This window comes from Vibrio sp. T20 (assembly GCF_007858795.1).
GTDB classification, from domain to species: domain Bacteria; phylum Pseudomonadota; class Gammaproteobacteria; order Enterobacterales; family Vibrionaceae; genus Vibrio; species Vibrio satsumensis.
This window is the reverse complement of sequence record NZ_VFEB01000176.1, coordinates 92,746-116,706: the sequence shown is the minus strand read 5'-3', so window position 1 is coordinate 116,706 and position 23,961 is coordinate 92,746. Positions and strand designations below refer to the sequence as shown.

Here is a 23,961-nt window from a genome sequence, read left to right as displayed (position 1 = left end):
AGGTATGTCTGAGAGTTTACTATTTCATAAAACATTTACTCACCCTACGAGTGATGAGTGGGTTGTATTTGTGCATGGCGCAGGAGGCAGTTCCTCCATTTGGTTCAAGCAGATCAAAGCGTATAAGCAGCACTTCAATTTGCTTCTCATCGACCTCAGAGGGCATGGTAAATCAGACAACATACTTAAAGAACTGATTTCGAATCGTTATACGTTCAAATCGGTGACGCTTGATATTCTTAAAGTGTTAGACCATCTCAAAATCCGCTCTGCGCACTTCGTGGGTATGTCTTTGGGCACGATTATCGTTCGCAACGTGGCTGAATTGGCTGCGAGCAGAGTGCGCTCTATGGTGCTTGGTGGTGCGGTTACTAAACTTAACACTCGCTCTCAAGTCTTAATCAAATTAGGAAACCTGAGTAAGCACATTATTCCTTATATGTGGTTATACAGCTTATTTGCTTATGTTGTGATGCCGCAAAAAAGTCAGAAAGAGTCACGTCACTTGTTTATCCGCGAAGCTAAAAAGCTGTGCCAAAAAGAGTTTAAACGTTGGTTTATCCTCACAGCTGACGTAAATCCATTGATGAAGTACTTCAAAGACAGAGAGTTGCCGATTCCAACTTTGTATTTGATGGGTGAACGCGATTATATGTTCATCAAGCCTGTTAAAGAAATGGTGGAAGCGCATGAGTCGAGTGAGTTGGTAGAAATCGCTAACTGTGGGCATGTATGTAATGTCGAAAACCCTGAAGAATTCAATCAACAATCTATCGCTTTTATTCAAAAGCAAATTCAGTGATTATCTAGGTTCTTTATCAGAACCGATGTTTGAATAGAATTAAAATAAAAACGGGAAGCTAATTTTAGCTTCCCGTTTTTATTTGGAGGTTGTCTTTTACAGAATCATTTTCTGTAATAATGGAAACTCTGCTATTCAGGTGAAGCAGCGCCGCACTGCCAGCATGAACCAAATTGAGCTTCGTTAACTTCATGACATTTACTACAACGCCACTCTTCATAGATAATAGAATCTTGCTGTTTTTGGTAGTCATTAACAATCGTGCGGGCTTTACTGGCCAATTCTGGCTCATATAACCATACGTAAGGGTCAGTTTCTTCTGTAAATGGGATTTCACCTTTCAAACCAAACAAACCCTCCCCACGGACTTCACACGCAATATTCTCACTTTCTAGTAATCCACAGATGATGTGGGCTTCTGTCGGATTCGATGCACTGAAGATCTTCATTGAAATAGAACCTTATCTGGCTATATGCGTTATTTAGCTATATACGTTATTCAGCCACTGGTGTTGAGCGAAACTTCCCCATCAACCACTTAGCAATAATTGGGAATATACCCAGTAATGCAAATGACAATAGTACTGAAGGCGACACGATGCCCGAAAGTGAATCAATTTCTGCGAGTTGAGTACCTGCATTCAAGAAAACAGCAGTACCCGGCAACATCCCGATTTGACTCGTAATGTAGTAACGACTCACCGACATAGGAGTTAGACCCATCAACAGGTTGATAAGGAAGAATGGGAATACAGGAATTAGACGCAGAGAAAACAAGTAAAATGCGCCGTCTTTTTCAACGCCCTTGTTAATTGTCGCTAACTTGTCACCAAACTTGGTTTGAATCCAGTCACGTAACAGATAGCGGCTACTTAGAAAAGCGAGGGTAGCACCAATTGCACTTGCGAAAGATACCAGCAGTAAACTATTCCAGAAGCCAAATAGAGCAGCTCCAAGCAGGGTAAAAACAGCGGCGCCAGGAATTGAGAAAGCAGTGATCATTACATACGCAACAAAATAGATAGCGGCGGCGGCAATAAAGTTGCTGTCAATGTAGTCATTTAAAACGGCTTGTTGGGCCTTGGCATTTTCAAGCGTGAGGTATTGGCCAAAATTGACGCCTAACAAGACGATGATTACTACCAATATAATACCCAATATCATTTTCTTACTCATTGATACTTCCTCTAAATTTTCAATGCATACCGATAGTATAGATAGACAGGCAAAGCTTAGATTAACTTTCAGTAGATATAAAAAAAGCCGCAAAAATGCGGCTTAGTTATGTAGATAGTTTGCACTGACAATGCTAATTGACGCGATTGATAAGCTCTTCACGACGCTGCTGCGGTATAACTGACCAATGTGTACCATTGATCGCACCTTCTAGCGCCCAAAGTAGTTCAATACTGACAGAAGACGCATGCGATTCCTTGATGGCGTTAAATGCGTTTACAGAGCCTGATTCATATAAACGTTCTACGGAATCGATCCCTGCTTTTTTCAACATGCGTTCAGTAGCGAGTCGAAGGTTAGGCAGATCTTTGAGTCGAGTAGGCTTAGCAGAAGACTGCTCGGCTTTTTCTTCTTTAGCAAAACCTAGAGACGTGGTTGCAAGCTGCAAGATTTTTTCTTGGTCTTGCCACAGGCCTTCAGGTAAAGCGAAATATTTAGTAACGACAGGGAAACCACGTTTTTTGTAGACGTACGGTTGAAACCCTTGTTGTTCGAATTGTTTTGTTGTGCATTTTTCTGCTCGTATGTGCAGCTGGTCATTTACAACCAGAGCAAACATAGTGTCATCAGCAAAAAGACCGAAGCCACCAAACATTGAGCGTGATTTTATTTTTCCTAGGGGCTCAAATAACTTCATTGAGTCCTTTAGTATCGGTTTATCCATGTTATTTATCTCGGTGTATTTGAACTACGCCACCAAATAAGCAGGTCCGAGAGATTAGCAAAATGTTGCAATTAAATTGTCAATAAGCCGTAAATTACTAAATTATTAGTACTTACTGCATTTTGCCATCGGTAACCCCGCTACCATACCAACGAGTGGTTTAGGCCGGAAGCTTTGCGTCTCACTTTTTCAAGTGGTTTGCCCTGTGCGTGACTGATTGAATAGAATAAAGTTTTTGTTGAATGAGGCTCACACTTGATATTTCAAAATGTGATGTTGCTTCAATTAATGATCTTTCCGTTGTGCATATGAGTTCATTATAGCTGTTGATAAAAAAAGCGCACCTAAAGGTGCGCTTGATGCAATTAAACTCGAGTTGTCAATTAATTTAACGTTTTAACTGTACTTCGCTCAACAATTTCAGGGTGCATTTCGAAGACGCGTTTTTCATGATCTTTATCTTTTATGCGCTCTAACAGAATTTCGAATGCATTCTTACCAACACGACGCTTAGGTTGGTGAACCGTAGTTAACGGTGGAGAGAAGTATTCAGCCAGTTCGATGTTGTCGTAACCAATTACGGAAATATCTTCAGGAATGCGAATTCCTTTCTCTTGCAGGCGGCTCATTAGGCCTAGTGCCATTGTGTCATTAAAACAGAATACTGCGGTTGGACGATCTTCCATCTCTACGATTTGCTCTGCAGCAAGAACAGCCGTATCACACTCGAAGTTACCTTCAATGATCATATCATCATCGGCAGTAATCTTTGCTTCATTGAGTGCACGCTTGTAACCAGCGATACGCTCAACACATGCTGCTTTGTCTAAGTGGCCACTTAAACAAGCAATCTTAGAGTGACCGCGTTCAATGAGGTATTTGGTTGCTAGATAGCCACCTTCTTCAGAGTTATCGATGATCTTATCAGCTTGAGAACTCTCTGGACCCCAGTCCATTATTACTTTAGGGATGTCAGCGTGACGGTCTAACATCTCTCTCAGTTCTTCAGTTAGGTCAGAACACATCACTAAGATGCCATCTACACGTTTCTCAGCAAGCATTCGAATGTAATCACGTTGCTTCTCATAGATACCGCCCGTATTACACAGGATCAAAGTGTAACCTTGACGGTAACAGTAGCTCTCAACACCATCGATAACTTCAGAGAAGAATAGGTTAGTTGATTGAGTAACTAGCATGCCGATAGTGCGTGTTGTATTGCACTTCAAACTACGAGCAACTGCACTTGGCGCATAGTTAAGTTCATCTACTGCTTTGTTAACTTTTTCTTGAGTCGCTTCAGCAACAAAGCGAGTTTTGTTGATTACGTGAGAAACGGTTGTTGTTGATACGCCGGCTAAGCGAGCGACATCTTTGATAGTGGCCATGGTTTTATCCTATTAGAAGCTACTTTCCCAAAGTACGGAATGAAGTAGCCGTTAAGCTACTTAACTAAGAGCTTAAATTTGTAGGGCTCTTTGGGTACTAAAGTGCTAAAAAACAAAAAACCGCTATTGAGCGGCTTGTCTTAACACCGAAATGCTCTGAACTTTAATAAGCATAGCATTTCGTGAATGTTTCATATTTTATCGTTTGCGGTCACAATTTTAGACTGACTAGAAATTACTCGCAATAAAATTCACCCAGAAATCCGGGTGAATTGTCACATTCTGCTGAATTTGTTTACCAAATCATCCAATAAACTTATTCACCAGCGAGGTATTGAGTGTCTAATGTGCAGAATGCCAGTAGCAGAGCTGAGACTGAAGCGTAGAAACCGAATTCGTCAACGTCATGACATTTTACGTTGAACCTTGGTACCCAAGTAAGCAGTTGTTGTTTGATAAATTGCTGTTGAACGGCGAACGATTTTTCGAGTTCTTCTTCAAGATCCGTTTCATTAGAACGGATGATCAAGTTACCAAGAAAATCGAGTTCGATAGCGATGTGGTCTGCTGGCTCTTTTAAGTCTTGGTTCACGACTAAGTTGTGCTTGGCCATGATCTCTTCCATATCTCTTGCAGGCTTATCATTTAAAAGGCCAGTTTCGCCGATATACATGGAAGCGTAAGGAAGAGCGCCGTGTTTGTCTGTCTTTAAGAAAAGATCGCAAAAGTCTGCAGACAGTTCTAGTTGGGCATCTTCACGTGTTTGGAGACGGTTCAGTGCATCGACTAAGCGATCAATCGCAGGCTTTAGTGTTTCATTTTCGCCTAAACCAGTTAGGAAAGAACGAATCTCAACAGAGTGGTAGTGATCGAGTTCTTCTTGGGTGAGCTCTTTGGCGAATAAGCTTGATAGCCACCAGTATATTTCGGCTCTTTGCTCGTTGAATGCTTTCGTTTCTTTCATTTGATTAATCCTAATATCGTCTTTCGTAATACCTAGGGTACGAAGGCTGAATAACAAGGTTATTTGCGAAACGCAAAGTTACTCGTTAGTAGTAATGCCTATATTGAATTGCGATGGAAGATAAATAGCAAGGTTTAAGATTGTCTTGTATCAAAAAAAATCCATGTTTCTGGCTTTTATCTCGTGTACTACTAGAATTGTTACGAGTTATGAATAGAATAGTCACTGAAACTATTAAATAAGAAAAGTGGTGTAGATGAGCTATCACGTATTAGTCGTAGAAGATGATGTGGTAACCCGCAGTAAACTGGTTGGATACTTCCAGAACGAAGGTTACACAGTTAGCGAAGCCGAAAGCGGCGCTCAAATGAGAGGCGTGTTAGAAGAAAACAACGTTGACCTCATTATGCTGGACATCAACTTACCAGGCGAAGATGGATTGATGCTAACTCGCGAATTACGCAGTCAATCAGACATTGGAATTATTTTAGTTACTGGACGCACGGATAGCATCGACAAAATTGTAGGCCTTGAAATGGGCGCTGACGATTATGTTACTAAACCCTTCGAACTTCGCGAGTTATTGGTTCGAGTTAAAAACCTACTTTGGCGTATTTCTGCCGCTCGTAAAACGGCAGCAGGTGCGGCTGAAGAACCAGAAGATGAATCAGTGGTTCGTTTTGGTGAGTGGACATTTGATATCCCTCGTCGTGCGTTAAGCAAAAACGGTGAACCGGTTAAACTGACGAAAGCTGAATACGAATTATTGGTTGCACTGTCTTCTTACCCAAATCAGGTGTTAAGCCGTGAGCGTATTCTCAATATGATTAGCCACCGTGTGGATGCGCCTAATGACCGTACCATCGACGTACTAATCCGTCGTATGCGTGCAAAAATGGAGTTCGATCCTAAGAACCCACAAATTTTTGTGACGGTTCACGGTGAAGGTTACATGTTTGCTGGTGACTAATTCCCGTTGAGTGTATTAGGATATTTGAATGTTAAAAAGCCGAGGCATCTTTGATGTCTCGGCTTTTTTTTACTGAATATTTTATGCAATCTGCTTATTGAGACTGTGCTGCAGAAACGTCACTGCCACCTTCAACAAGGTTGGATGCTTCGGGAACAACAATAGGCTCTTCGACCGGGTCATTACTTGTATCAAGCCAATCACGCAGGCTTTGCCAAACCAACCCCATGGTTTCGTGCCAGTAACGCTCAGTCTGCTCAAGGTAGAGAGCTTTTGGCATATACTTATTCCAAGGCTCAACAATCCCTTCTTGTGCAAGGTAGTTAGTTGGTGCTGGTAGAGGTTTCATGCCGGCAGCATTGAATTCATTCAGTGCGCGAGTCATATGGCTAGCTGAAGTCACTAGCACCATTCTTTTATTCTTAACAAACGCAGCAGCTTGGCGGGCTTCTTCCCAGGTGTCTTTTGCTGTTTCAAGCAGAATGATATCAGGTTTTGCTACGCCTAGTGCTAATGCAACTTTAGCCATCATTCTTGCGTTACTTACTTCAGTGCCTGCGCCATAGCCAGACAAAATAAGTTTTGCACCAGGGTAAAGGCGTAGAATACGAATCCCTTCACTTAAGCGCATCAGGCCGGTGCGACTAAGTTCTGATGTCGGTGGAATTTGGTCATCTACGACGTGACCACTTCCGAGAACCATCACGTAATCGACGGTTTCATCGACAGGTAAAAAAGCGGTGTGTTGCCTTTCCATTGGCATTAAAAGTTGACTAGAAACTGGCTGGAAAGCGATTAGGAAAATACCACATAGGGCTGAAAGGGTGATTAGGCAACCAGTCTTCCTTTTGGTAGTAAACATCACTAGGGCTAAACCCAGAAAAGCGAGAATTAACATTGCTGGCAGTGGCATCAATAGCGAAGACACTACTTTTTTCAGCTCAAACATATCCGAATAGTCCGAAAAAACATCACTTAGTAGTAAAAAGAGACATCGCCTCTTTATTCCTGAAATTCCTGTGACAGAATAGCAGGCACGATAGGACATAATAACTCAAGTAGCCGTGACTGAAGACCGTAATTTCGACGATATTGCCCACAAATTTGCAAAAAATATTTACGGTTCTGACAAAGGAGAGATCCGTCAGATCATCGTATGGGAAGATTTAGAACAAGCTTTGAGCAAATTTGAACAATCAGCTTCGCCACTGCATGTGCTTGATGCTGGAGGCGGACTTGCACAGATGTCGCAAAAAATTGCGTCGCTTGGGCATAACGTTTCTCTGTGTGACCTCTCTTCTGAAATGCTGAAGCTCGCAGAAGAAAGTATCAGCGAAGCGGGTTTGTTAGAGCAATATCGATTTATTCATTCACCGGTACAAAAAGTCGCAGAACATCTCGATGGAAAAGTCGATTTTGTGATGTTTCATGCCGTAATGGAATGGTTAGCCGATCCTAAAGAGGCGCTTGATTTATTGCTTGAACAAGTTAAACCGGGTGGCGTTGCCTCGATAATGTTTTACAACCACCACGGATTAGTCCTGAAAAATGTGATTTGTGGCAATATTCCTCATGTATTGAATGGGATGCCACATCGAAAACGGTTTAAGCTGCAACCACAAAAAGGCTTGAAGCCGGAAGAGGTTTACCAATGGATAGAAGACGCTGGTCTAGAAATCTGTGGTAAATCAGGCATTCGCTCTTTCAGTGACTACATAGGTAATATGGAGTACATGGGCGATTACCAATTTGAAGATGTATTGGAACTGGAAAAACAGCTATGTCGCCAAGAGCCATATCTGTCACTAGGCCGTTATATTCACGTTTGGGCTCAAAAACCTGCGCAATAACAGCGCTGAATGTGGTAAAAGAAGCCACAACATGCGCTATGCCATCGTAAGAAGCCCGCGTCATAAAGAAATAGGCGTCATATCTAATACATTCGATATGACGAAGAACAGTAACAGGAACCACAATGAGTGAAATGACTCAAACTGCCGAAGAGCAGCCAATTGATGAGTTGGTGGGCTGGGTCAAGCAGCATGATTTTTCATTAAACTTGCCACCAGAGCGCTTAGCATTTTTGATTGCTATCGCAGTACTAAGCAATGAAAGGTTCGATGAAGAGTTGGGCGAGGGGGAACTGCACGATGCATTTACCATCGTCACTCGACTGTTTGAAGATACTGGCGAAGCGTCCGCGTTTCGTGCCAACAATGCCATCAACGAGTTAGTTAAACAAAAGTTGATTAGCCGCTTTACTAGCGAAATCACCGATGGTGCGAGTATTTATCGCTTATCACCATTGGCGATTGGTATTTCAGATTATTACTTACGCCACCGTCAGTTCTCTAAGTTGAAACTGTCTATCCAGCTTTCAATGGTTGCGGACGAGATGGCAAAAGCCATTGAAGCAGCACAAAAAGGCGGAACTCCAGGACATTGGAGAAAGAATGTTTACGGCGTGCTCAAGTATTCTGTTGGTGAAATTTTCGATCAAATTGATCTTAACCAACGTGTTATGGATGAGCAGCAGCAAACAGTTAAGCAGCAAATTGCTGACCTTTTAAATAAAGATTGGCGAGAGGCGATTAACAACTGTGAAACCTTGCTTTCAGAAACCTCGTCCACGCTAAAAGAGTTGCAAGACACCTTGCAAGCGGCGGGTGATGAACTGCAAACACAGATCCTCGATATTCAAGAAATTGTTTACGGTGACGATGAACTCGAGTTCGTTGGCGAAACCCTGTTCGGCTTGCAGATGAAGCTAGACCGAATCACCAGTTGGGGCCAACAAGCCATCGATTTATGGATCGGCTACGACCGCCATGTTCACAAGTTTATTCGTACCGCGATTGATATGGATAAAAACCGAGCCTTTAGCCAGCGCTTGCGTCAGTCAGTCACTGACTACTTTGATGCACCTTGGTTATTGACTTACGCTGACGCTGAGAAGCTGACGGATCTTCGTGATGAAGCGCTTGTGCTTCGTGATGACGAAGTGATGGGACAAGCACCAATCGACGTAGAGTACGAAGAATTTGAGCAAGTGAATGACCTGCTTTCCGATCGAATTGCAGAGATGTTAAAAGCTCACAAACAGCAAGGCGCGCCAATTGATCTTGGCCTTGTGTTACGCGATTACCTCGCTGCACACCCTCGCACACACCATTTTGATTTAGCCAGAATTGTTGTCGACCAAGCCGTACGCTTAGGTTACTCAGAGTCTGACTATCAGGCTATTCAGCCAGATTGGCAGGCAATCAACGATTTCGGTGCAAAGGTACAAGCAAATGTCATTAACAAGTACTGATGATTACATGCCAGAGAAACTGGTAAAAGCGATAGCGAACCCACTGTTCCCTGCGCTAGACAGCATGCTGCGTTCAGGTAAGCATGTTTCAACAGAAGACCTAGATAACCACGCGTTACTGTCTGATTTTGAAGTTGAGCTTCAGCATTTCTATCAACGCTACAATACGGAACTGGTAAAAGCACCTGAAGGTTTCTTCTACCTGCGTCCGCGTTCTACGTCTCTAATTGGTCGTAGTGTGTTGTCTGAGCTAGACATGTTGGTTGGCAAGGTGTTGTGTTTCTTATACCTAAGCCCAGAACGTCTGGCTCATGAAGGTATCTTCACCAACCAAGAACTGTTTGATGAATTGATGTCGTTAGCGGATGAGAAAAAACTCATGAAGCTTGCAACCAACCGTGCGTCTGGTTCTGACCTAGATAAAGAAAAGCTCTTCGAAAAAGTACGTACTTCTTTACGTCGTTTGCGCCGTATCGGCATGTTGATTGCGATTGGTGAAACCGGCAAGTTCCGTATCAGCGAAGCGGTATTCCGCTTTGGCGCTGACGTTCGTGTTGGTGACGATATGAAAGAAGCGCAATTACGTCTTATCCGTGATGGTGAAGCTGTGGTTCATACCCAAGAGCCTAACCAAGGTAGCTTGTTGAATGAAGAACAGGCGGAAGCCGTATCAGAAGTAGACGTGGACGAAAACGGTCAACAAGACATTTTTAACGATCAAGCTGACTTTGACCTTGAGTCAAACGATGGCGAACAAACAAAAGTAGAAGGTGAAGCATGATTGAAAGAGGTAAGTATCAATCATTAACCATGGTCAACTGGAACGGCTTCTTTGCGCGTACTTTTGATATTGATGGATTGGTTACAACGCTTTCTGGCGGTAACGGTGCAGGTAAGTCGACCACTATGGCGGCATTCATCACAGCGCTGATTCCTGACCAAAGCCTTCTGCATTTCCGTAACACAACGGAAGCGGGTAGCTCACAGTCATCTCGTGATAAAGGCCTTTACGGTAAGCTTCAACCTGGCGCATGTTATGCTGCACTAGATGTTGTGAACTCTCGTAATCAACGCCTATTGTTTGCAGTAAAACTGCAGCAAGTTGCCGGTCGTGACAAGAAAGTAGACATCAAACCGTTCGTAATCCAAGGCCTTCCAAGCCATGTGAAACCAACGGATGTGTTGATTCAGAATGTTTCAGATAGCCACGCTCGCGTATGTCAGTTGAATGATGTGAAAGCGGCGGTAGCGCAATACGAAGGCGCTCATTTTAAAGCCTTCTCTTCGATTGTTGATTACCACTCGCAAATGTTTGAATACGGTGTGGTACCTAAGAAACTGCGTAACAGCAGCGACCGCTCTAAGTTCTACCGTTTGATCGAAGCATCGCTTTACGGCGGTATTTCTAGTGCGATTACGCGTTCTCTGCGCGATTATCTTCTACCGCAAAACGGTGGTGTGAAGAAAGCATTCCAAGACATGGAATCAGCACTGCGTGAGAACCGCATGACGCTAGAAGCGATCAAGACAACTCAGTCGGACCGTGACCTGTTCAAACACTTGATCACTGAATCGACGAACTACGTGGCAGCAGATTACATGCGCCATGCCAACGACCGTCGTAACAAGCTTGATCAAACCATGAAGTTCCGTGGTGAACTGTTTGGTTCGCGTGAAACCTTGCATGGTCAAAACAACTTGTTGAACCGTGTTCAAGAAGAATTAGAGCTGTTGGTCGATCAAGAGTCGGCACTAGAGCAAGATTATCAAGCGGCTTCGGATCATCTTCAATTGGTTCAAACTGCACTTCGCCAGCAAGAGAAGATTGCTCGCTATAGCGAAGATCTAGAAGAGCTTAATGAGCGTCTAGAAGAGCAGATGATGGTAGTGGAAGAAGCTCAAGAGCGAGTACTTCTTGCTGAAGAGCAGGCAACCATCACTGAAGAAGAAGTGGATAGCCTGAAAACTCAGCTTGCTGATTACCAACAAGCGTTGGATGTTCAGCAGACTCGTGCACTTCAGTACCAGCAAGCGGTTCAAGCATTAGAGAAAACTAAGCAGTTGCTTGGTGATGAATCGATTACGGCAGAAAGTGCATTAACTCTTGTTTCTGAGCTAAAAGCACAAGAAGAATCAAGCACTCAAGCGCTACTGGCTACTAAGCACAAGCTAGATATGTCTTCTGCAGCTTCAGCACAGTTCGACAAAGCACTGTCTTTAGTTAAGAGCATCGTTGGTGACGTGGAGCGCAAAGAAGCGTCTAGCAGCGCTAAGCAAGCTTTAGAAAAAGGTCGTAACGCAAAACACGTTGTTGAGAACGAACAGCAGTGGCGCGCTCAGCACCGCGACATGGCTCGTGATGTGGCTCAGCAGCGTCAAGCAAAAGAGCTTGCGACTGAATACCAAAAACAGCACAACATCTCACTGACTGATGAAGCGGTTTTCGATGAAGAACGTGAACGTCATGCTATGCAGATCGAGTCCCTTGAGTACGCTCAAGAAGAGCTGCGTGAAGCGAAGAGCGAGCAACGTCGTATACAACAAAACCACGACCAAGAGATTCAAAAACTTGAGTCAATTGCTCCTGCGTGGATCACGGCAAACGATGCACTTGAAGCTTTAAGAGATCAAACAGACGCTGAGCTAGAAGATAGCCAAGCGGTAATGACTCAAATGCAGCAAGTACTTGAAGATGAGAAATCTCAAGCGGTAGCAAAAGATCAGTTGGCAACGCGCCGAGCTGAACTTGAGCAAGAGATTGAGCGTTTAGCTTCGCCAGGTGGTTCTAACGATCCTCGCCTGAAAGGCCTGGCGGATACGCTGGGTGGCGTGCTGCTTTCTGAGATCTACGATGACATCACGATTGGTGATGCGCCGTACTTTAGTGCGATGTACGGCCCAGCTCGTCACGCGATTGTGGTTTCGGATCTTGATGGTATTAAAGAGAAGCTGGTGGATCTTGATGATTGTCCAGAAGACCTTTACATCCTAGAAGGCGATGTAGACGCGTTTGATGACAGCTCGTTTAATGCCGATGAGCTTGAAGGCGCGGTGTGTGTTCAGCTGAACGATCGCCAAATGCGTTACTCTCGTTTCCCTGAGATCCCACTGTTTGGCCGTGCGGCTCGTGAACAGCGCCTAGAGAAATTGCGCGAAGAGCGTGATGTTGTGGTTGAGAACCACGCGAAAGCAGCGTTTGACTCTCAAAAACTGAATCGCTTATACCAAGCATTCAACAGCTTTGTTGCGAAGCACCTACACGTTGCGTTTAACGCAGACCCAGAACAAGCACTTACTGCGATTCGTGATAAGCGCAATCAAATTGTTCGTTCTCTGGCTGAGCTTAACTCTAAAGAGCAGCAGCAACGTAGCCAGCTTCTACAAAGCAAGCAGGCACTTGGTGCATTAGATAAATTAGCGCCAATGGTTCGTATTCTTGAAGACGAAACATTGGCTGAGCGCTTAGCTGAATTAGAAGCACAACTAGAGCGTTTAAGTGAAGCTAAGTCTTACTTGAATAGTCATGGCAAAGCGCTTACTTCTCTAGAGCAAATCGTATCTGCACTAGATGCTGACCCAGAGCAGTTCGAAGCCTTGGAAGCCGAATATCGTCAAGCCGATTACGCACTACAAACCCTAAAAGGCAAAGTGTTCGCGCTGTCTGATTTGATTGAGCGTCGTCACTACTTTGCTTACGCGGACTCTGTTGATTTGCTAAACAAGAGCAGTGAACTGAGCGAGCAATTAAAAGCGAAATTGGTTCAAGCAGAGCAAGCAAGAACCAAAGGCCGTGATGGCTTGAAGCAAGCTCGTGAACAGATGAACCAATATAACCAAGTATTGGCGGCACTGAAGAGCTCACATCAAGCGAAGCAAGAGACGGTTCAAGAGTTCAAACAAGAGCTACAAGAGTTTGGCGTAAACGCTGATGAAGGCGCTGAAGAGCGTGCTGTACGTCGTCGTGACGAGCTTCAAGAGCGTTTACACACATCTCGCAGCCGCAAGAGCGAATACGAGCGTACGATTACGTCAACAGAACTTGAGATGAAAGCCTTGGCTAAGCGTCTTAAGAAAGTACAGAAAGAGTACACAGAACTTCGTACCTTCGTGGTTGCAGCAAAAGCAGGTTGGTGCTCAGTACTTCGTTTAGCTCGTGAAAATGATGTTGAACGTCGTCTACACAAGCGTGAACTGGCTTACCTAACGGCGGGAGAACTTCGCTCAATGTCGGATAAATCATTGGGTGCGCTACGTCTGGCTGTAGCTGACAATGACGACTTACGTGATTCGCTGCGTCTATCGGAAGACAACGCACATCCAGAGCGTAAAGTTCTGTTCTACATTGCGGTTTACCAACATCTTCGCGAGCGTATTCGCCAAGACATCATTCATACGGATGATCCGGTTGAAGCAATCGAAGAGATGGAAGTTGAGCTCGCTCGACTAACAGAAGAATTGACACAGCGTGAAAACCGCTTGGCGATTAGCTCTGAGTCGGTAGCAAGCATTATCAAGAAAACGATTCAGCGCGAGCAGAACCGTATTCGAATGCTGAACCAAGGCTTGTCTAATATTTATTTTGGTCAGGTTAAGGGCGTTCGTCTGAACGTTAAGATCCGTGAAAGCCACGAAATCTTGCTGTCAGGCTTAGCGACTCAGCAAGAGCAGCACAAAGACTTGTTTGAATCAACGCGCTTCACCTTCTCAGAAGCAATGGCGAAATTGTTCCAACGTGTGAACCCACATATCGATATGGGTCAACGTTCTCCGCAAGTTCTGGGTGAAGAGCTACTGGATTACCGTAACTACCTAGAACTCAGTGTTGAAGTTAACCGTGGTTCAGACGGTTGGTTACAAGCGGAATCTGGCGCATTGTCTACGGGTGAAGCGATCGGTACCGGTCAGTCTATCCTACTGATGGTTGTTCAGAGCTGGGAAGAAGAGTCACGTCGACTTCGTAGTAAAGACATCGTTCCATGTCGTTTGTTGTTCCTTGATGAAGCGGCACGTCTGGATGCGAAATCTATTTCAACGCTATTTGAACTGTGTGACCGTTTAGGAATGCAACTTCTGATCGCGGCGCCAGAGAACATAAGTCCAGAGAAAGGCACAACTTACAAACTGGTTCGTAAGGTATTTAAAGACCACGAACATGTACACGTTGTTGGTTTGCGCGGTTTTGCTCAAAACAAGCCAGCATCTCCAGTGCAAGAGCTTATCGAAGAAACTGAGTAATAAGCTCGATAGCGATTCAACGATACTGATTCATAGCCCCTAATCATTAGGGGCTTTTTAGTACCTAAATCTAGCGTTCTGCAATTGTTCTAACCCCCTTTGGCCTGATCCGCTTCATATGCCTCGTAACTTACCCCCTTTGAACTACTGATATGACCACTCATACATTAGGGCTAATCTCAATAGAACTTGTTTGAAGTCACACGCACAAAACCACAATTAATGTATGGTAATGGTATGGCAGTAGTGTCTACACACGACTGAACGACTAATTAATATTTTTGAGCGTGGCTATTACGCAAACTGGAAGGCAGGACTCAATATGATTCAAATCGTTATTGATGGGAAATTTCGAATCGTCGAACAAGGACAAACCGTACTTGAAGCGGCAAAAACATGTGGTTTAGAGATCCCATCTCTATGTGGTTTGAACAAAACAACAGATAAGATTCCATGCGATTTATGTGTCGTCGAGGTTGATGGCTTAGGTATGAAGCGCTCGTGCGAGCTTGAAGTGTCTAATGGGTTGAATATTACGACTCAGTCAAAGCCGTTGACCAACCATCGACAAGAAGCGTTGAACCGCATAATGACAGACCATTACGCAGATTGTGAGGCACCATGCCAAACTGCGTGTCCTGCAGGGGTCGATATTCAATCTTATCTGCATCATATTGCTCAAAATGATCACATCAAAGCGATTGAGGTGATCAAAAAGACATTACCAATGCCGCTTTCGATTGGTCGTGTATGTCCTGCATTTTGTGAAACTGAATGCCGTCGAAACTTGGTTGATGAATCCATCGCGATACGTCAACTCAAGCGACACGCAGCCGATGCAGATTTAGCGGCGCAAGAAAGCTATATACCAGTTCAGAAACCAAATAAAGGTAAGAGTATAGCGATTGTTGGTAGTGGCCCCGGTGGTCTTACTGCAGGTTATTATCTATCCAACGAAGGCTATGATGTAGTTGTTTATGAGTCGATGCCTAAAGCTGGTGGTTGGCTGCGTTACGGTATTCCAGAGTATCGCTTACCTAAGTCGATTCTAGATAAAGAAATCGAACTGATGTGCCGTAATGGGATGTCGGTAGAGTGTGAAAAAAAACTGGGCGTTGATTTTACACTGTCTGATTTGAGCAACGATTTTGATGCGGTTTGTTTAGCTGTTGGTGCATCACAAGCGGTTGAAATGAATTATCCGGGTAGCGAGCTTAGCGGTTGTTACCTAGGCGTTGATTACCTTAAAGATTACGTGACCGATCAGCAGTATGTCACAGGTAAAAAGGTTGCAGTGATCGGTGGCGGTAACACCGCGATTGACTGTGCTCGAACAGCGGTGCGTGATGGTGCGGATACCACGTTGATTTATCGTCGTACTCGAGATGAGATGCCTGCAGAAGATTACGAAATTGAAGAAGCTGAGCATGAGGGTGTGAAGTTCCACTTCTTGACTAACCCGGCCGAAAATATAGCTGATGAAAATGGCCACGTATCAGAAATACGCTTAGAGCGTATGGCTTTAGGGCCGGCTGATGCTTCCGGTCGTCGTAGCCCTAAACCAACGGGTGAGTTCTTTGTCGAAGCCTTCGATACGGTTATCGCTGCGGTGTCGCAAAAGCCTGATCTGAGCTTTATGGACAACGAATCGATTGATATTCCACTGACTCGTTGGAATACCGCTGATGCTGATCCGCAAACCATGCATACCGGTACTGGCAATATCTTTAGTATTGGTGATTTTCGACGCGGCCCTGCGACGGCTGTCGAAGCCGTTGGCGATGGACGTATTGCAGCGCAAGCGATCGATCGTTTCTTTCACGGCGACATGGATAACATTCCGGTCAAACCGTTTAACTCAAGAAAGCACAAGCAGCTCAAAGCGGTGGATCCTGAGCAGTACAAGTCCATTCAGCGAATGGCGCGTAAGATCATGCCAGAGCTAACCCCCGAGCAGCGCGAGCAAAGTTTTGAGGAAGTAGAAACAGGCTTTGATAATGCAGATGCAATCGCGGAAGCAGCAAGATGTTTAGAATGCGGCTGCCAAGCTAATACAAACTGCGACCTAAGAGACTATTCGACCGAATACAAAGCCACTCAAACATATCCAGAATACAAAATCGATGTGGCTTCAAATGAAAGTTGGCAGGCGATTCGCGCAGAAGAAGCGAAGGTCGGTTTAACAAGACAAAAATTTGCCGTTGATGACAGCTCTGAATTCATAATCTTTGATGCTAACCGCTGTATCAGTTGCGGTCAGTGTATCCAAGCATGTCGCGAGCAGAATGTTCATGGCGTTCTTAGCTTCATGAGCCAAGCCGATGGTAAGCCAGCATCAAGGCCTGAATGTCGCCCTAACTTTGGGTCGGACAAAACATTAATGGGCGACTCAAACTGTGTTCAATGTGGCTCTTGCATTCAGGCGTGTCCAACCGGTGCGATGGTGGATGCTCGTGATAGAAAGCAAGGAGACACAGACGTACTCAAGAAAGTCGATACCATCTGCACCTATTGTGGTGTGGGCTGTAAACTAACCATGCATATCGATGAGCACAAAAATAAAATCCGTTATATCGAAGGTGGGGACTCTCCGGTTAATGAAGGCATGTTGTGTGTTAAGGGGCGATTTGGTTTCGATTTCGTTGGCAGCGATGCGCGTTTAACCACACCATTAATTCGTAAAGATGGCTGGTTACAACCTGCAAGTTGGGATGAAGCGATTAAGCTCGTTGCCGAAAAGTTTACAGCGATTAAGCAAGGCTTTGGCAGTAACGCTTTGGCGGGGTTCTCGTCGGCGAAAACCACCAACGAAGATAACTATGCGTTCCAAAAATTCATTCGTCGTGAACTAGGTACCAATAACGTCGATCACTGTGCACGTCTTTGTCATGCCTCAACGGTGACTGGGCTTGAAGCTTCGCTAGGCAGTGGAGCGATGACCAATGATATTCCAAGTATCAAGCACTCTGATGTGATCTTTATTATTGGTTCGGACACCACATCGGCACATCCAATTATCGGCTCACACATCAAACAGGCGGTAAGACATAACGGTGCTCGCTTGATCGTCGCTGATCCTAAGAGAATCGATATTGCCGACCATGCTGAACTTTACCTAGCGCACCGACCGGGTACAGACGTGATGCTGATTAATGGCGTGATGCAGCAGATCATCAAACACGGTTGGTATGACCAAGAGTATATCGAAGATCGTGTGGACGGCTTTGATACCTTGTTACAAGAGGTCATGTCACCAAGCTACTCCTTAGACAAAGTGGAATTGGTGACAGGCGTTAAAGCGGAAGACATCTTCGCTATGGCGCGCTTGATCGGTACTGCAGAGCGTACCGCGGTGTACTACTCGATGGGTATTACGCAGCACACTACTGGTCACGATAATGTTCGCTCTATAGCAAACCTTCAACTCTTGTGCGGCAACATTGGTATTGAAGGCGGTGGTATAAACCCATTACGTGGTCAATCTAATGTACAAGGCGCGTGTGATATGGGCGCATTGCCAAACAACCTTCCGGGCTACCAAAAAGTGTATAACCCAATGGTTCGTCAAAAATTCGCGATGGAGTGGGGCGTTATTGATTTACCAGCTGAAACGGGCTTAACACTGACCGAGATTATTGATGGCGCGTGTCATCGAGATGTGCGTGGTCTGTACGTTATGGGCGAGAACCCAGTGCTGAGTGACCCGAATCAAGCACATGTGATTGAAGGGCTTGAAGCGTTAGATTTCCTAGTGGTTCAAGATATTTTCTTAACTGAAACCGCCCAGTATGCCGATGTGGTTCTGCCGTCTTGCTCGTTCGCTGAGAAGTCTGGTCACTTTACTAATACCGAGCGTCGTGTTCAGCGCATTAACCCGGCGGTATTACCTCCAGGTGAAGCGAAAGAAGATTGGGTGATTATCCAAATGCTAGCCAACGCAATGGGCGGTGGTTGGGACTATAAAACCGTTGCCGATATCACCAATGAGATAGCACGTGTAACGCCACAGTATGGTGGTTTACGTTGGGAGAATATTACGGTGAACGGCGTGCAATGGCCAAGTAATAAGAATAACCCTGATGGCACTCGTATCATGCACCAGACCCAATTTACGCGTGGGCGTGGTCAAATGGAGGCGATTCCGTTTAGATACGCTGCTGAGTTACCGGACGCGGAATACCCGCTAGTATTAACGACAGGCCGCATTTTAGAACAGTTCCATACTGGAACCATGACACGTAAAACAAAAGGGTTGGATAACTTAGCAGGGCCGCGTGCCATGGTGAGTGTTCATGATGCTGAAGCATTGGGTATCTCGAATGGTCAGATGCTCAAAGTATCAACACGTCGTGGTGAAATAGAAATCGCGGCGTTTGTGACTAAGCGAATGCAAAAGGGTGTGGTGTTCATTCCATTCCATTTCGTTGAATCACCGGTTAACCGTTTGACGACTACTGCGACGGATCCACATGCGAAGATCCCTGAGTTTAAGGTAGCGGCGGTTCGTATTGACCCCATTCGTGAGTCTGAAACGGAAACAACAGAAGCTTAGTTCCGAGCGTTAAGCGAATTAGCGACAGACATTAAAAAGCCGCGTAACTCTCAGAGTTATGCGGCTTTTTTTAATGAGCTATATTCAGTATGAATTACTTACTCAGTCGTTTTGCTTTAATTTAGATGGGCCTAGTTTGGAGCAATCTCGTTACCGTGAACACCAAATTGTTTAGCGGCGTATGCAACACGCTCTGCTGGTTTTGGGTATTCAGCAGGTGTGCCTAGGTTTTCGATATGATGCAAGCGAGGTAGTAAACCAGCGCCGTTTGCAATCTGTATTGCTAATCCAGGACGTGCGTTTAGCTCAAGTACCATCGGACCTTCTTCTTGGTCTAAAACCATGTCAGTACCCATGTAGCCAAGACCTGTCATTTCCCAAGCGCTTGATGCAAGCGTTAGTAGCTTTTCCCAATGCGGCACTTGTAGTAGCGCCAGCTCTTTCCCTGTATCTGGGTGATGAGTCACTGGGTGGTCAAACTGAACCGCACGAACGGCTTTGCCAGTAGCTATACAAATACCTACGCCCACAGCACCTTGGTGCAAGTTAGCTTTGCCATCAGAAGCTGAAGTAGATAGACGCATCATCGCCATAACAGGGTAGCCCTTGAATACGATGATTCGTACATCTGGTACACCCTCGTAACTGAAGCCATCAAAACACTCGTCAAACTTGATGAGGTTTTCTACTACAGCTACATCGTTCTTACCACCAAGTGAAAAAAGACCCGCGAGAGCGTTACTGATGTGACGCTCTACATCTTCTTCATTGATAGTCGAACCCGATGGTTTGGTGTAAACGCCATCCTTGTGAGAGATCACAACAAGGATACCTTTACCACCACTACCTTGAGCCGGCTTGATTACGAAACCCGGCCACTCTTTTACCATCTTGTGGATTGTTTTTACTTCAGCTTGATGGCCAATAACGCCAATCAGTTTTGGCACAGTAGCGCCAGCCTGTTCAGCAATGATCTTAGTCTTAAGCTTGTCATCAACGAGTGGATACTTGGAACGATCATTGTAGCGACCAATATAACTATGGTTACGCTTGTTCATTCCCATTATGCCTTTGTCTTTCAACTTAAACGGTGAAGTAAATTGATCAAACATAACTTAGTCCTCCGCTAGCGGTTTAAAGCGACGAAGCTCTGTTAGACGGTAGCCTGTGTAGTTACCTAGTAGCAAAATGGTCGCTAGAATAACAAGCTGTAAACCAATAAAGTTAAACGTTAAGTGCTGAATGAACGGGTTAGTCATGCCTAAGTAAACAAGAACCGCAGTGAATAGAGAACCACCACCTTGTAGCATTACTTCTTTCGCGCCTTCTTCTTCCCATAGGATAGACATACGTTCGATAGTCCAAGATAGGATAATCATTGGGAAGAACGTAATAGACAGACCTTCTGTTAGACCCACTTTAAATGCGACTACAGTAAACACAGAGATAATCATGATTACCGTGATGATTACGGCGGATATCCTGGCGACCAGTAGCAAATTAAGTTTGGACAAGTAGCTTCGAATAATAAGACCCGTACCAACAATCAGTAGGAAGCCGACAATGCCCGTTACCAATTGTGTTTGTACAAAGGCTACTGCAATCAGAACCGGCATGAAGGTACCAGATGTCTTCAATCCGATGATGACACGTAGGAATACAACAATCAGAGCACCGATAGGAATCAGCATGATGGTTTTAAACATCGCTTGCTCTTCTAGCGGTAGGCTGTGAATCGAAAGGTTTAACAGTTGATCAGCAGAGACTTTGCTATTGGTTGCTTCAGTAGGAGTAACCTCCTGCGCAATCATAGAGAAGTGAACTTTACTGTTCTGACCGCCAACCACATCCAGTAGAGAAACGTTTGATTCATCCCAAATAAGCAGATTTGGCTGAACTTGTTGTTCACTTGATTCTGGAGAGAATAGAACCCATTGGTCGTGATCCCAGATCTGGTTCATTTGCTGAATAGATTGACGACGACGTCCATCTTCTAGCTCGATAACGCCAACGACTTTATTGTGGATGTTTGCTGCTGAAAGTAGCTTATGTGTCGCTTCAACTTTGCTCATGTTATTCAGAATCAGCGCTGAGTTTTGGCTGTCTGGGTCATTAAGCGTTTTGATAAGTTCGCGAGTGAAAGTAATGTTGTCTGCTGAGCGTTTGGTTGCTCTGTCAATCAATGCTAACGCAGCAGCTTCTTCAGGACCATCAAAGCTTGGTTGTGTGATTTCGCCTTCTGGTGGTATAGCATCAACTTTCGCTTGGTTATCGACTAGGAATTGAGTCTTATAGTAGATAGTTTGAGGGCCATCAGCATGGCGAATAGACCACTCTGCACGGCGACCTGATTCTGTGTTCAAGTAAGAGATGCCGTAACCTGGTGACGAAGCTGATTCACCAATAAGTGTGTAATTAGACTGAGTGTGAGGAGCTGCTAGTGAAACTTTTGCTTCTTTACCAACCGCATTGAACTCGATACGAGCTTCAATGTCCCAAACCTGTCTGGTTTCCCCAGGAGTCCAAGGTACACCGTAGGTGGTATGTCTGAACATACTCAGTGTTATACCTGCAACGATAAGCAGGAATATAGAGATATAAAATGGAATTCTTGACGTCATAGCTTACCCTACTATTGTTATTTAACTTCCGTTTGTACGTACTTTTTACTTACATCCACTAGCGCTATGTCTTTGATAAATTCGCGCCCTAGTAATACAGGGTGACTCATTTGAGAGCGATCCGCCAATGTAAATTGCGCTTTTTCATGGATTTTTCCAACTTTCACCCATAATTCGATCACAGCTCGACGTTCAGTCTGATCATTCGTTGATTGACGGATTTTCACATAACGTAAAACAGGCGCTTCAATCCATTTCTGGTCTTTTTCAGCTTGTGCTTTGTCGTCTAGGTGGAATTTAACCCAGTTCTTACCGTTACGTTCGAACTCTTTGATATCGACAGCATTTAGAGAAGAGGTGGTTGCACCTGTATCCACACGAGCATCGAAGCTTTGCTTGATTGAGTCGATAGACACTTTTTCGATGCCGCCAAGGATGGTTGGTTGTAACGTAGGAGCGACAGGAGCGGCTGCAACGACGACAGGTTCTTCTTCCTCTAGTTCTTCAATAACTTTGTGTTCCATATTGGTTAGATGGACATCTAATTGACTAGAAAGGAGAGTGATTTCGTCTTCTAAGCTTTCAATATAATCACTTTGATTGCTTAGTTGCAGTTCAAGATTTTGAACTTTATTTGCGATGTTTGTCTCTGAGCGGGAAATAGCGTCGAGAGTTTCTTGGTGATAGGCTGCACCGTTTGTCAGAGTACAGCCAGAGAGCAAACCAACCGCCACAATCGGCGATAATCGCTTAAACATAAAAAAACCTTTGAGAATTAGAGAATAGTTCAGACTATTTAGAAGTTTAGCCCACAAAAAAGGATGCGTGAAGCATCCTATTGTAAGAGTCTGGTCATATTGAATCGCAATGTGAGCGCTACGCCAATTATTGCTATTTGAAATAGCTCACTTATTAAACGCAAGTCAATTTTTGTTCAATTCGTGAGCTCAGGAAGCAAATGTTCACCGCGAAATCAACGGTGACTTTTTGACCATGGCAAGCCGTTGTTTTGCTGCCTTATATAGGCTCGTGTTTTATTTACTCAATATGCCACTGCTTTGTGGGCAGAGAATCTATGGCTTTGTTGCTACCAAAATCGCACGTCTTGGCGCTGGGTGACCTTCAACCGTTTTGCTTGGATCGTTCGGATCTAGATAATCTGGCAGAGAGTTGTGTGTCATCCATTCTGTTGTGCGTTGTTCACCAATTGTCGTGATATTTTCATCAACGATACGTACGTCTTCAAAGCCAACTTGTTCAAGCCAGCGTTTCAGTGCACGAGCTGAAGGGAAGAAGTACACGTTTCTCATCTGTGCGTAACGGTCAACAGGGACCAGTACCGCATTTTCATCGCCTTCAATTACTAGGGTTTCAAGCACCAACTCGCCGCCAGATACCAATTGGTCTTTTAGTTGAATCAAGTGATCAAGTGGCGAACGACGGTGGTACAGAACACCCATGCTGAAAACAGTGTCGTAGGCTTCTAGCTTTGGCAGTTGCTCAATACCTAGAGGTAACAGGTGTGCACGTTGGTCATCGCCCATCAACTTACGAATCGCTTCAAACTGAACCAAGAATAGATGAGAAGGATCGATACCAACCGTTAAGCGAGCACCTTCACCCAGCATGCGCCACATGTGGTAACCATTACCACAACCTACATCGAGAACCGAACGGTTTTTCAATGGGGATATATGTGGAAGCACACGGTCCCATTTCCAGTCACTACGCCACTCAGTATCGATATGAATATCGTGAACGGTGTAAGGGCCTTTTCTCCATGGGTGGAACGTCTTTAATAGGCTTTCTAGCTTTTTAAGCTCACCTGTGTGAAATGGTGTTGAGCTGCCAATCGTCACTGAGTTCTTCAGATCAACTTGGTCTGGTACACCTTGTGGGATCTTGTTTAGTGCACGTAACCAACGGTCGAAGTCACCGTGCTCTGCATTTTGCCAATCTGTCAGTTGCTGTGGCAGAACATTGAGCCACGGCTGAAGGCGAGTATCTTGGGCAATAAGTTGATAAAAATTGGCAAAATTAAACATAGGTTTTCACTGAGTTGGTGGTGTAGAAATTAAATTTGTCACTCGATTAAGAGTGTGGACAAACATGCTAGGGAATCTCGTTTATCATGTTTGATAAGAGATCCCCAACTCGCTCGTTCCTCGCTCTTGAGGATGACCTTTTAGTACGTGCTAAAGGTGTCGCGACTGTTA

At 44.6% G+C, this 23,961-nt stretch carries 17 protein-coding genes and 1 riboswitch; of the genes, 7 read left to right on the top strand and 10 right to left on the bottom strand.

The window, feature by feature from the left end; translation table 11 throughout:
• Window positions 1–4: 4 nt before the first annotated feature.
• A complete protein-coding gene (locus FTW16_RS19390) occupies window positions 5–802 on the top strand; it encodes an alpha/beta fold hydrolase (RefSeq protein WP_146492186.1) in 798 nt (265 codons plus the stop codon).
• 131 nt (window positions 803–933) lie between these two features.
• On the opposite strand, the gene FTW16_RS19385 is transcribed toward FTW16_RS19390, so the two are convergent.
• From FTW16_RS19385 to torD, 5 genes are all read right to left on the bottom strand, one after another.
• Complete coding sequence (locus FTW16_RS19385) at window positions 934–1,251, bottom strand: DUF2007 domain-containing protein (protein WP_061018452.1); 318 nt, start codon at window positions 1,249–1,251, stop codon at window positions 934–936.
• Window positions 1,252–1,297: 46 nt separating this feature from the next.
• The gene (locus tag FTW16_RS19380) at window positions 1,298–1,978 is read right to left on the bottom strand and encodes a TVP38/TMEM64 family protein (RefSeq protein ID WP_146492185.1); all 681 of its coding nucleotides are present in this window, start codon (window positions 1,976–1,978) and stop codon (window positions 1,298–1,300) included.
• Window positions 1,979–2,111: 133 nt separating this feature from the next.
• Window positions 2,112–2,702: a TfoX/Sxy family DNA transformation protein gene (locus tag FTW16_RS19375; RefSeq protein ID WP_081090099.1), complete on the bottom strand. Its 591-nt coding sequence runs from the start codon at window positions 2,700–2,702 to the stop codon at window positions 2,112–2,114.
• A 127-nt stretch (window positions 2,703–2,829) separates the two neighbouring features.
• Window positions 2,830–2,915: riboswitch (cyclic di-GMP riboswitch) on the bottom strand.
• Window positions 2,916–3,085: 170 nt separating this feature from the next.
• Window positions 3,086–4,090, bottom strand: coding sequence for an HTH-type transcriptional repressor PurR (gene purR / locus FTW16_RS19370; RefSeq protein WP_060982357.1), 1,005 nt, complete (start codon window positions 4,088–4,090; stop codon window positions 3,086–3,088).
• Window positions 4,091–4,406: 316 nt separating this feature from the next.
• Window positions 4,407–5,054 (bottom strand): molecular chaperone TorD, encoded by a 648-nt coding sequence (gene torD, locus FTW16_RS19365; protein WP_146492184.1) that lies wholly within the window; start codon window positions 5,052–5,054, stop codon window positions 4,407–4,409.
• 256 nt (window positions 5,055–5,310) lie between these two features.
• Here torD and torR point away from each other — a divergent pair, with 256 nt between their 5' ends.
• A complete protein-coding gene (torR, locus tag FTW16_RS19360) occupies window positions 5,311–6,024 on the top strand; it encodes a two-component system response regulator TorR (RefSeq protein ID WP_146492183.1) in 714 nt (237 codons plus the stop codon).
• 94 nt (window positions 6,025–6,118) lie between these two features.
• Here the strand turns inward: torR and elyC are convergent, their stop codons facing one another.
• Complete coding sequence (gene elyC / locus FTW16_RS19355) at window positions 6,119–6,973, bottom strand: envelope biogenesis factor ElyC (RefSeq protein WP_146492182.1); 855 nt, start codon at window positions 6,971–6,973, stop codon at window positions 6,119–6,121.
• A 115-nt stretch (window positions 6,974–7,088) separates the two neighbouring features.
• Here elyC and cmoM point away from each other — a divergent pair, with 115 nt between their 5' ends.
• The 5 genes from cmoM (at window position 7,089) to fdhF (ending at window position 19,124) form a co-directional block, all read left to right on the top strand.
• Window positions 7,089–7,874 (top strand): tRNA uridine 5-oxyacetic acid(34) methyltransferase CmoM, encoded by a 786-nt coding sequence (gene cmoM / locus FTW16_RS19350; RefSeq protein WP_146492181.1) that lies wholly within the window; start codon window positions 7,089–7,091, stop codon window positions 7,872–7,874.
• Between the two features lie 125 nt (window positions 7,875–7,999).
• Window positions 8,000–9,337 carry a chromosome partition protein MukF gene (mukF, locus tag FTW16_RS19345; protein WP_017055049.1) on the top strand — a complete coding sequence of 446 codons (1,338 nt, stop codon included), beginning with the start codon at window positions 8,000–8,002 and terminating at the stop codon, window positions 9,335–9,337.
• A complete protein-coding gene (mukE, locus tag FTW16_RS19340; RefSeq protein WP_061018447.1) occupies window positions 9,318–10,118 on the top strand; it encodes a chromosome partition protein MukE in 801 nt (266 codons plus the stop codon). Before mukF ends, mukE begins: the two co-directional genes overlap by 20 nt.
• Window positions 10,115–14,572, top strand: a complete 4,458-nt coding sequence (gene mukB, locus FTW16_RS19335; RefSeq protein ID WP_146492180.1) for a chromosome partition protein MukB — start codon at window positions 10,115–10,117, stop codon at window positions 14,570–14,572. The genes mukE and mukB overlap by 4 nt, the downstream gene beginning before the upstream one ends.
• 322 nt (window positions 14,573–14,894) lie before the next feature.
• Window positions 14,895–19,124, top strand: coding sequence for a formate dehydrogenase subunit alpha (gene fdhF, locus FTW16_RS19330; RefSeq protein WP_146492179.1), 4,230 nt, complete (start codon window positions 14,895–14,897; stop codon window positions 19,122–19,124).
• 131 nt (window positions 19,125–19,255) lie between these two features.
• On the opposite strand, the gene FTW16_RS19325 is transcribed toward fdhF, so the two are convergent.
• The 4 genes from FTW16_RS19325 to cmoB form a co-directional block, all read right to left on the bottom strand.
• Entirely contained in the window at window positions 19,256–20,236 is a 981-nt protein-coding gene (locus tag FTW16_RS19325; RefSeq protein WP_060982365.1) for an alpha-L-glutamate ligase-like protein, read from the bottom strand.
• Window positions 20,237–20,239: 3 nt separating this feature from the next.
• Entirely contained in the window at window positions 20,240–21,745 is a 1,506-nt protein-coding gene (locus tag FTW16_RS19320; RefSeq protein WP_146492178.1) for an inactive transglutaminase family protein, read from the bottom strand.
• Window positions 21,746–21,762: 17 nt separating this feature from the next.
• Window positions 21,763–22,503: an ATP-dependent zinc protease gene (locus tag FTW16_RS19315; protein WP_146492177.1), complete on the bottom strand. Its 741-nt coding sequence runs from the start codon at window positions 22,501–22,503 to the stop codon at window positions 21,763–21,765.
• 315 nt (window positions 22,504–22,818) lie between these two features.
• Window positions 22,819–23,790, bottom strand: coding sequence for a tRNA 5-methoxyuridine(34)/uridine 5-oxyacetic acid(34) synthase CmoB (gene cmoB, locus FTW16_RS19310; protein WP_146492176.1), 972 nt, complete (start codon window positions 23,788–23,790; stop codon window positions 22,819–22,821).
• Window positions 23,791–23,961: the final 171 nt, after the last annotated feature.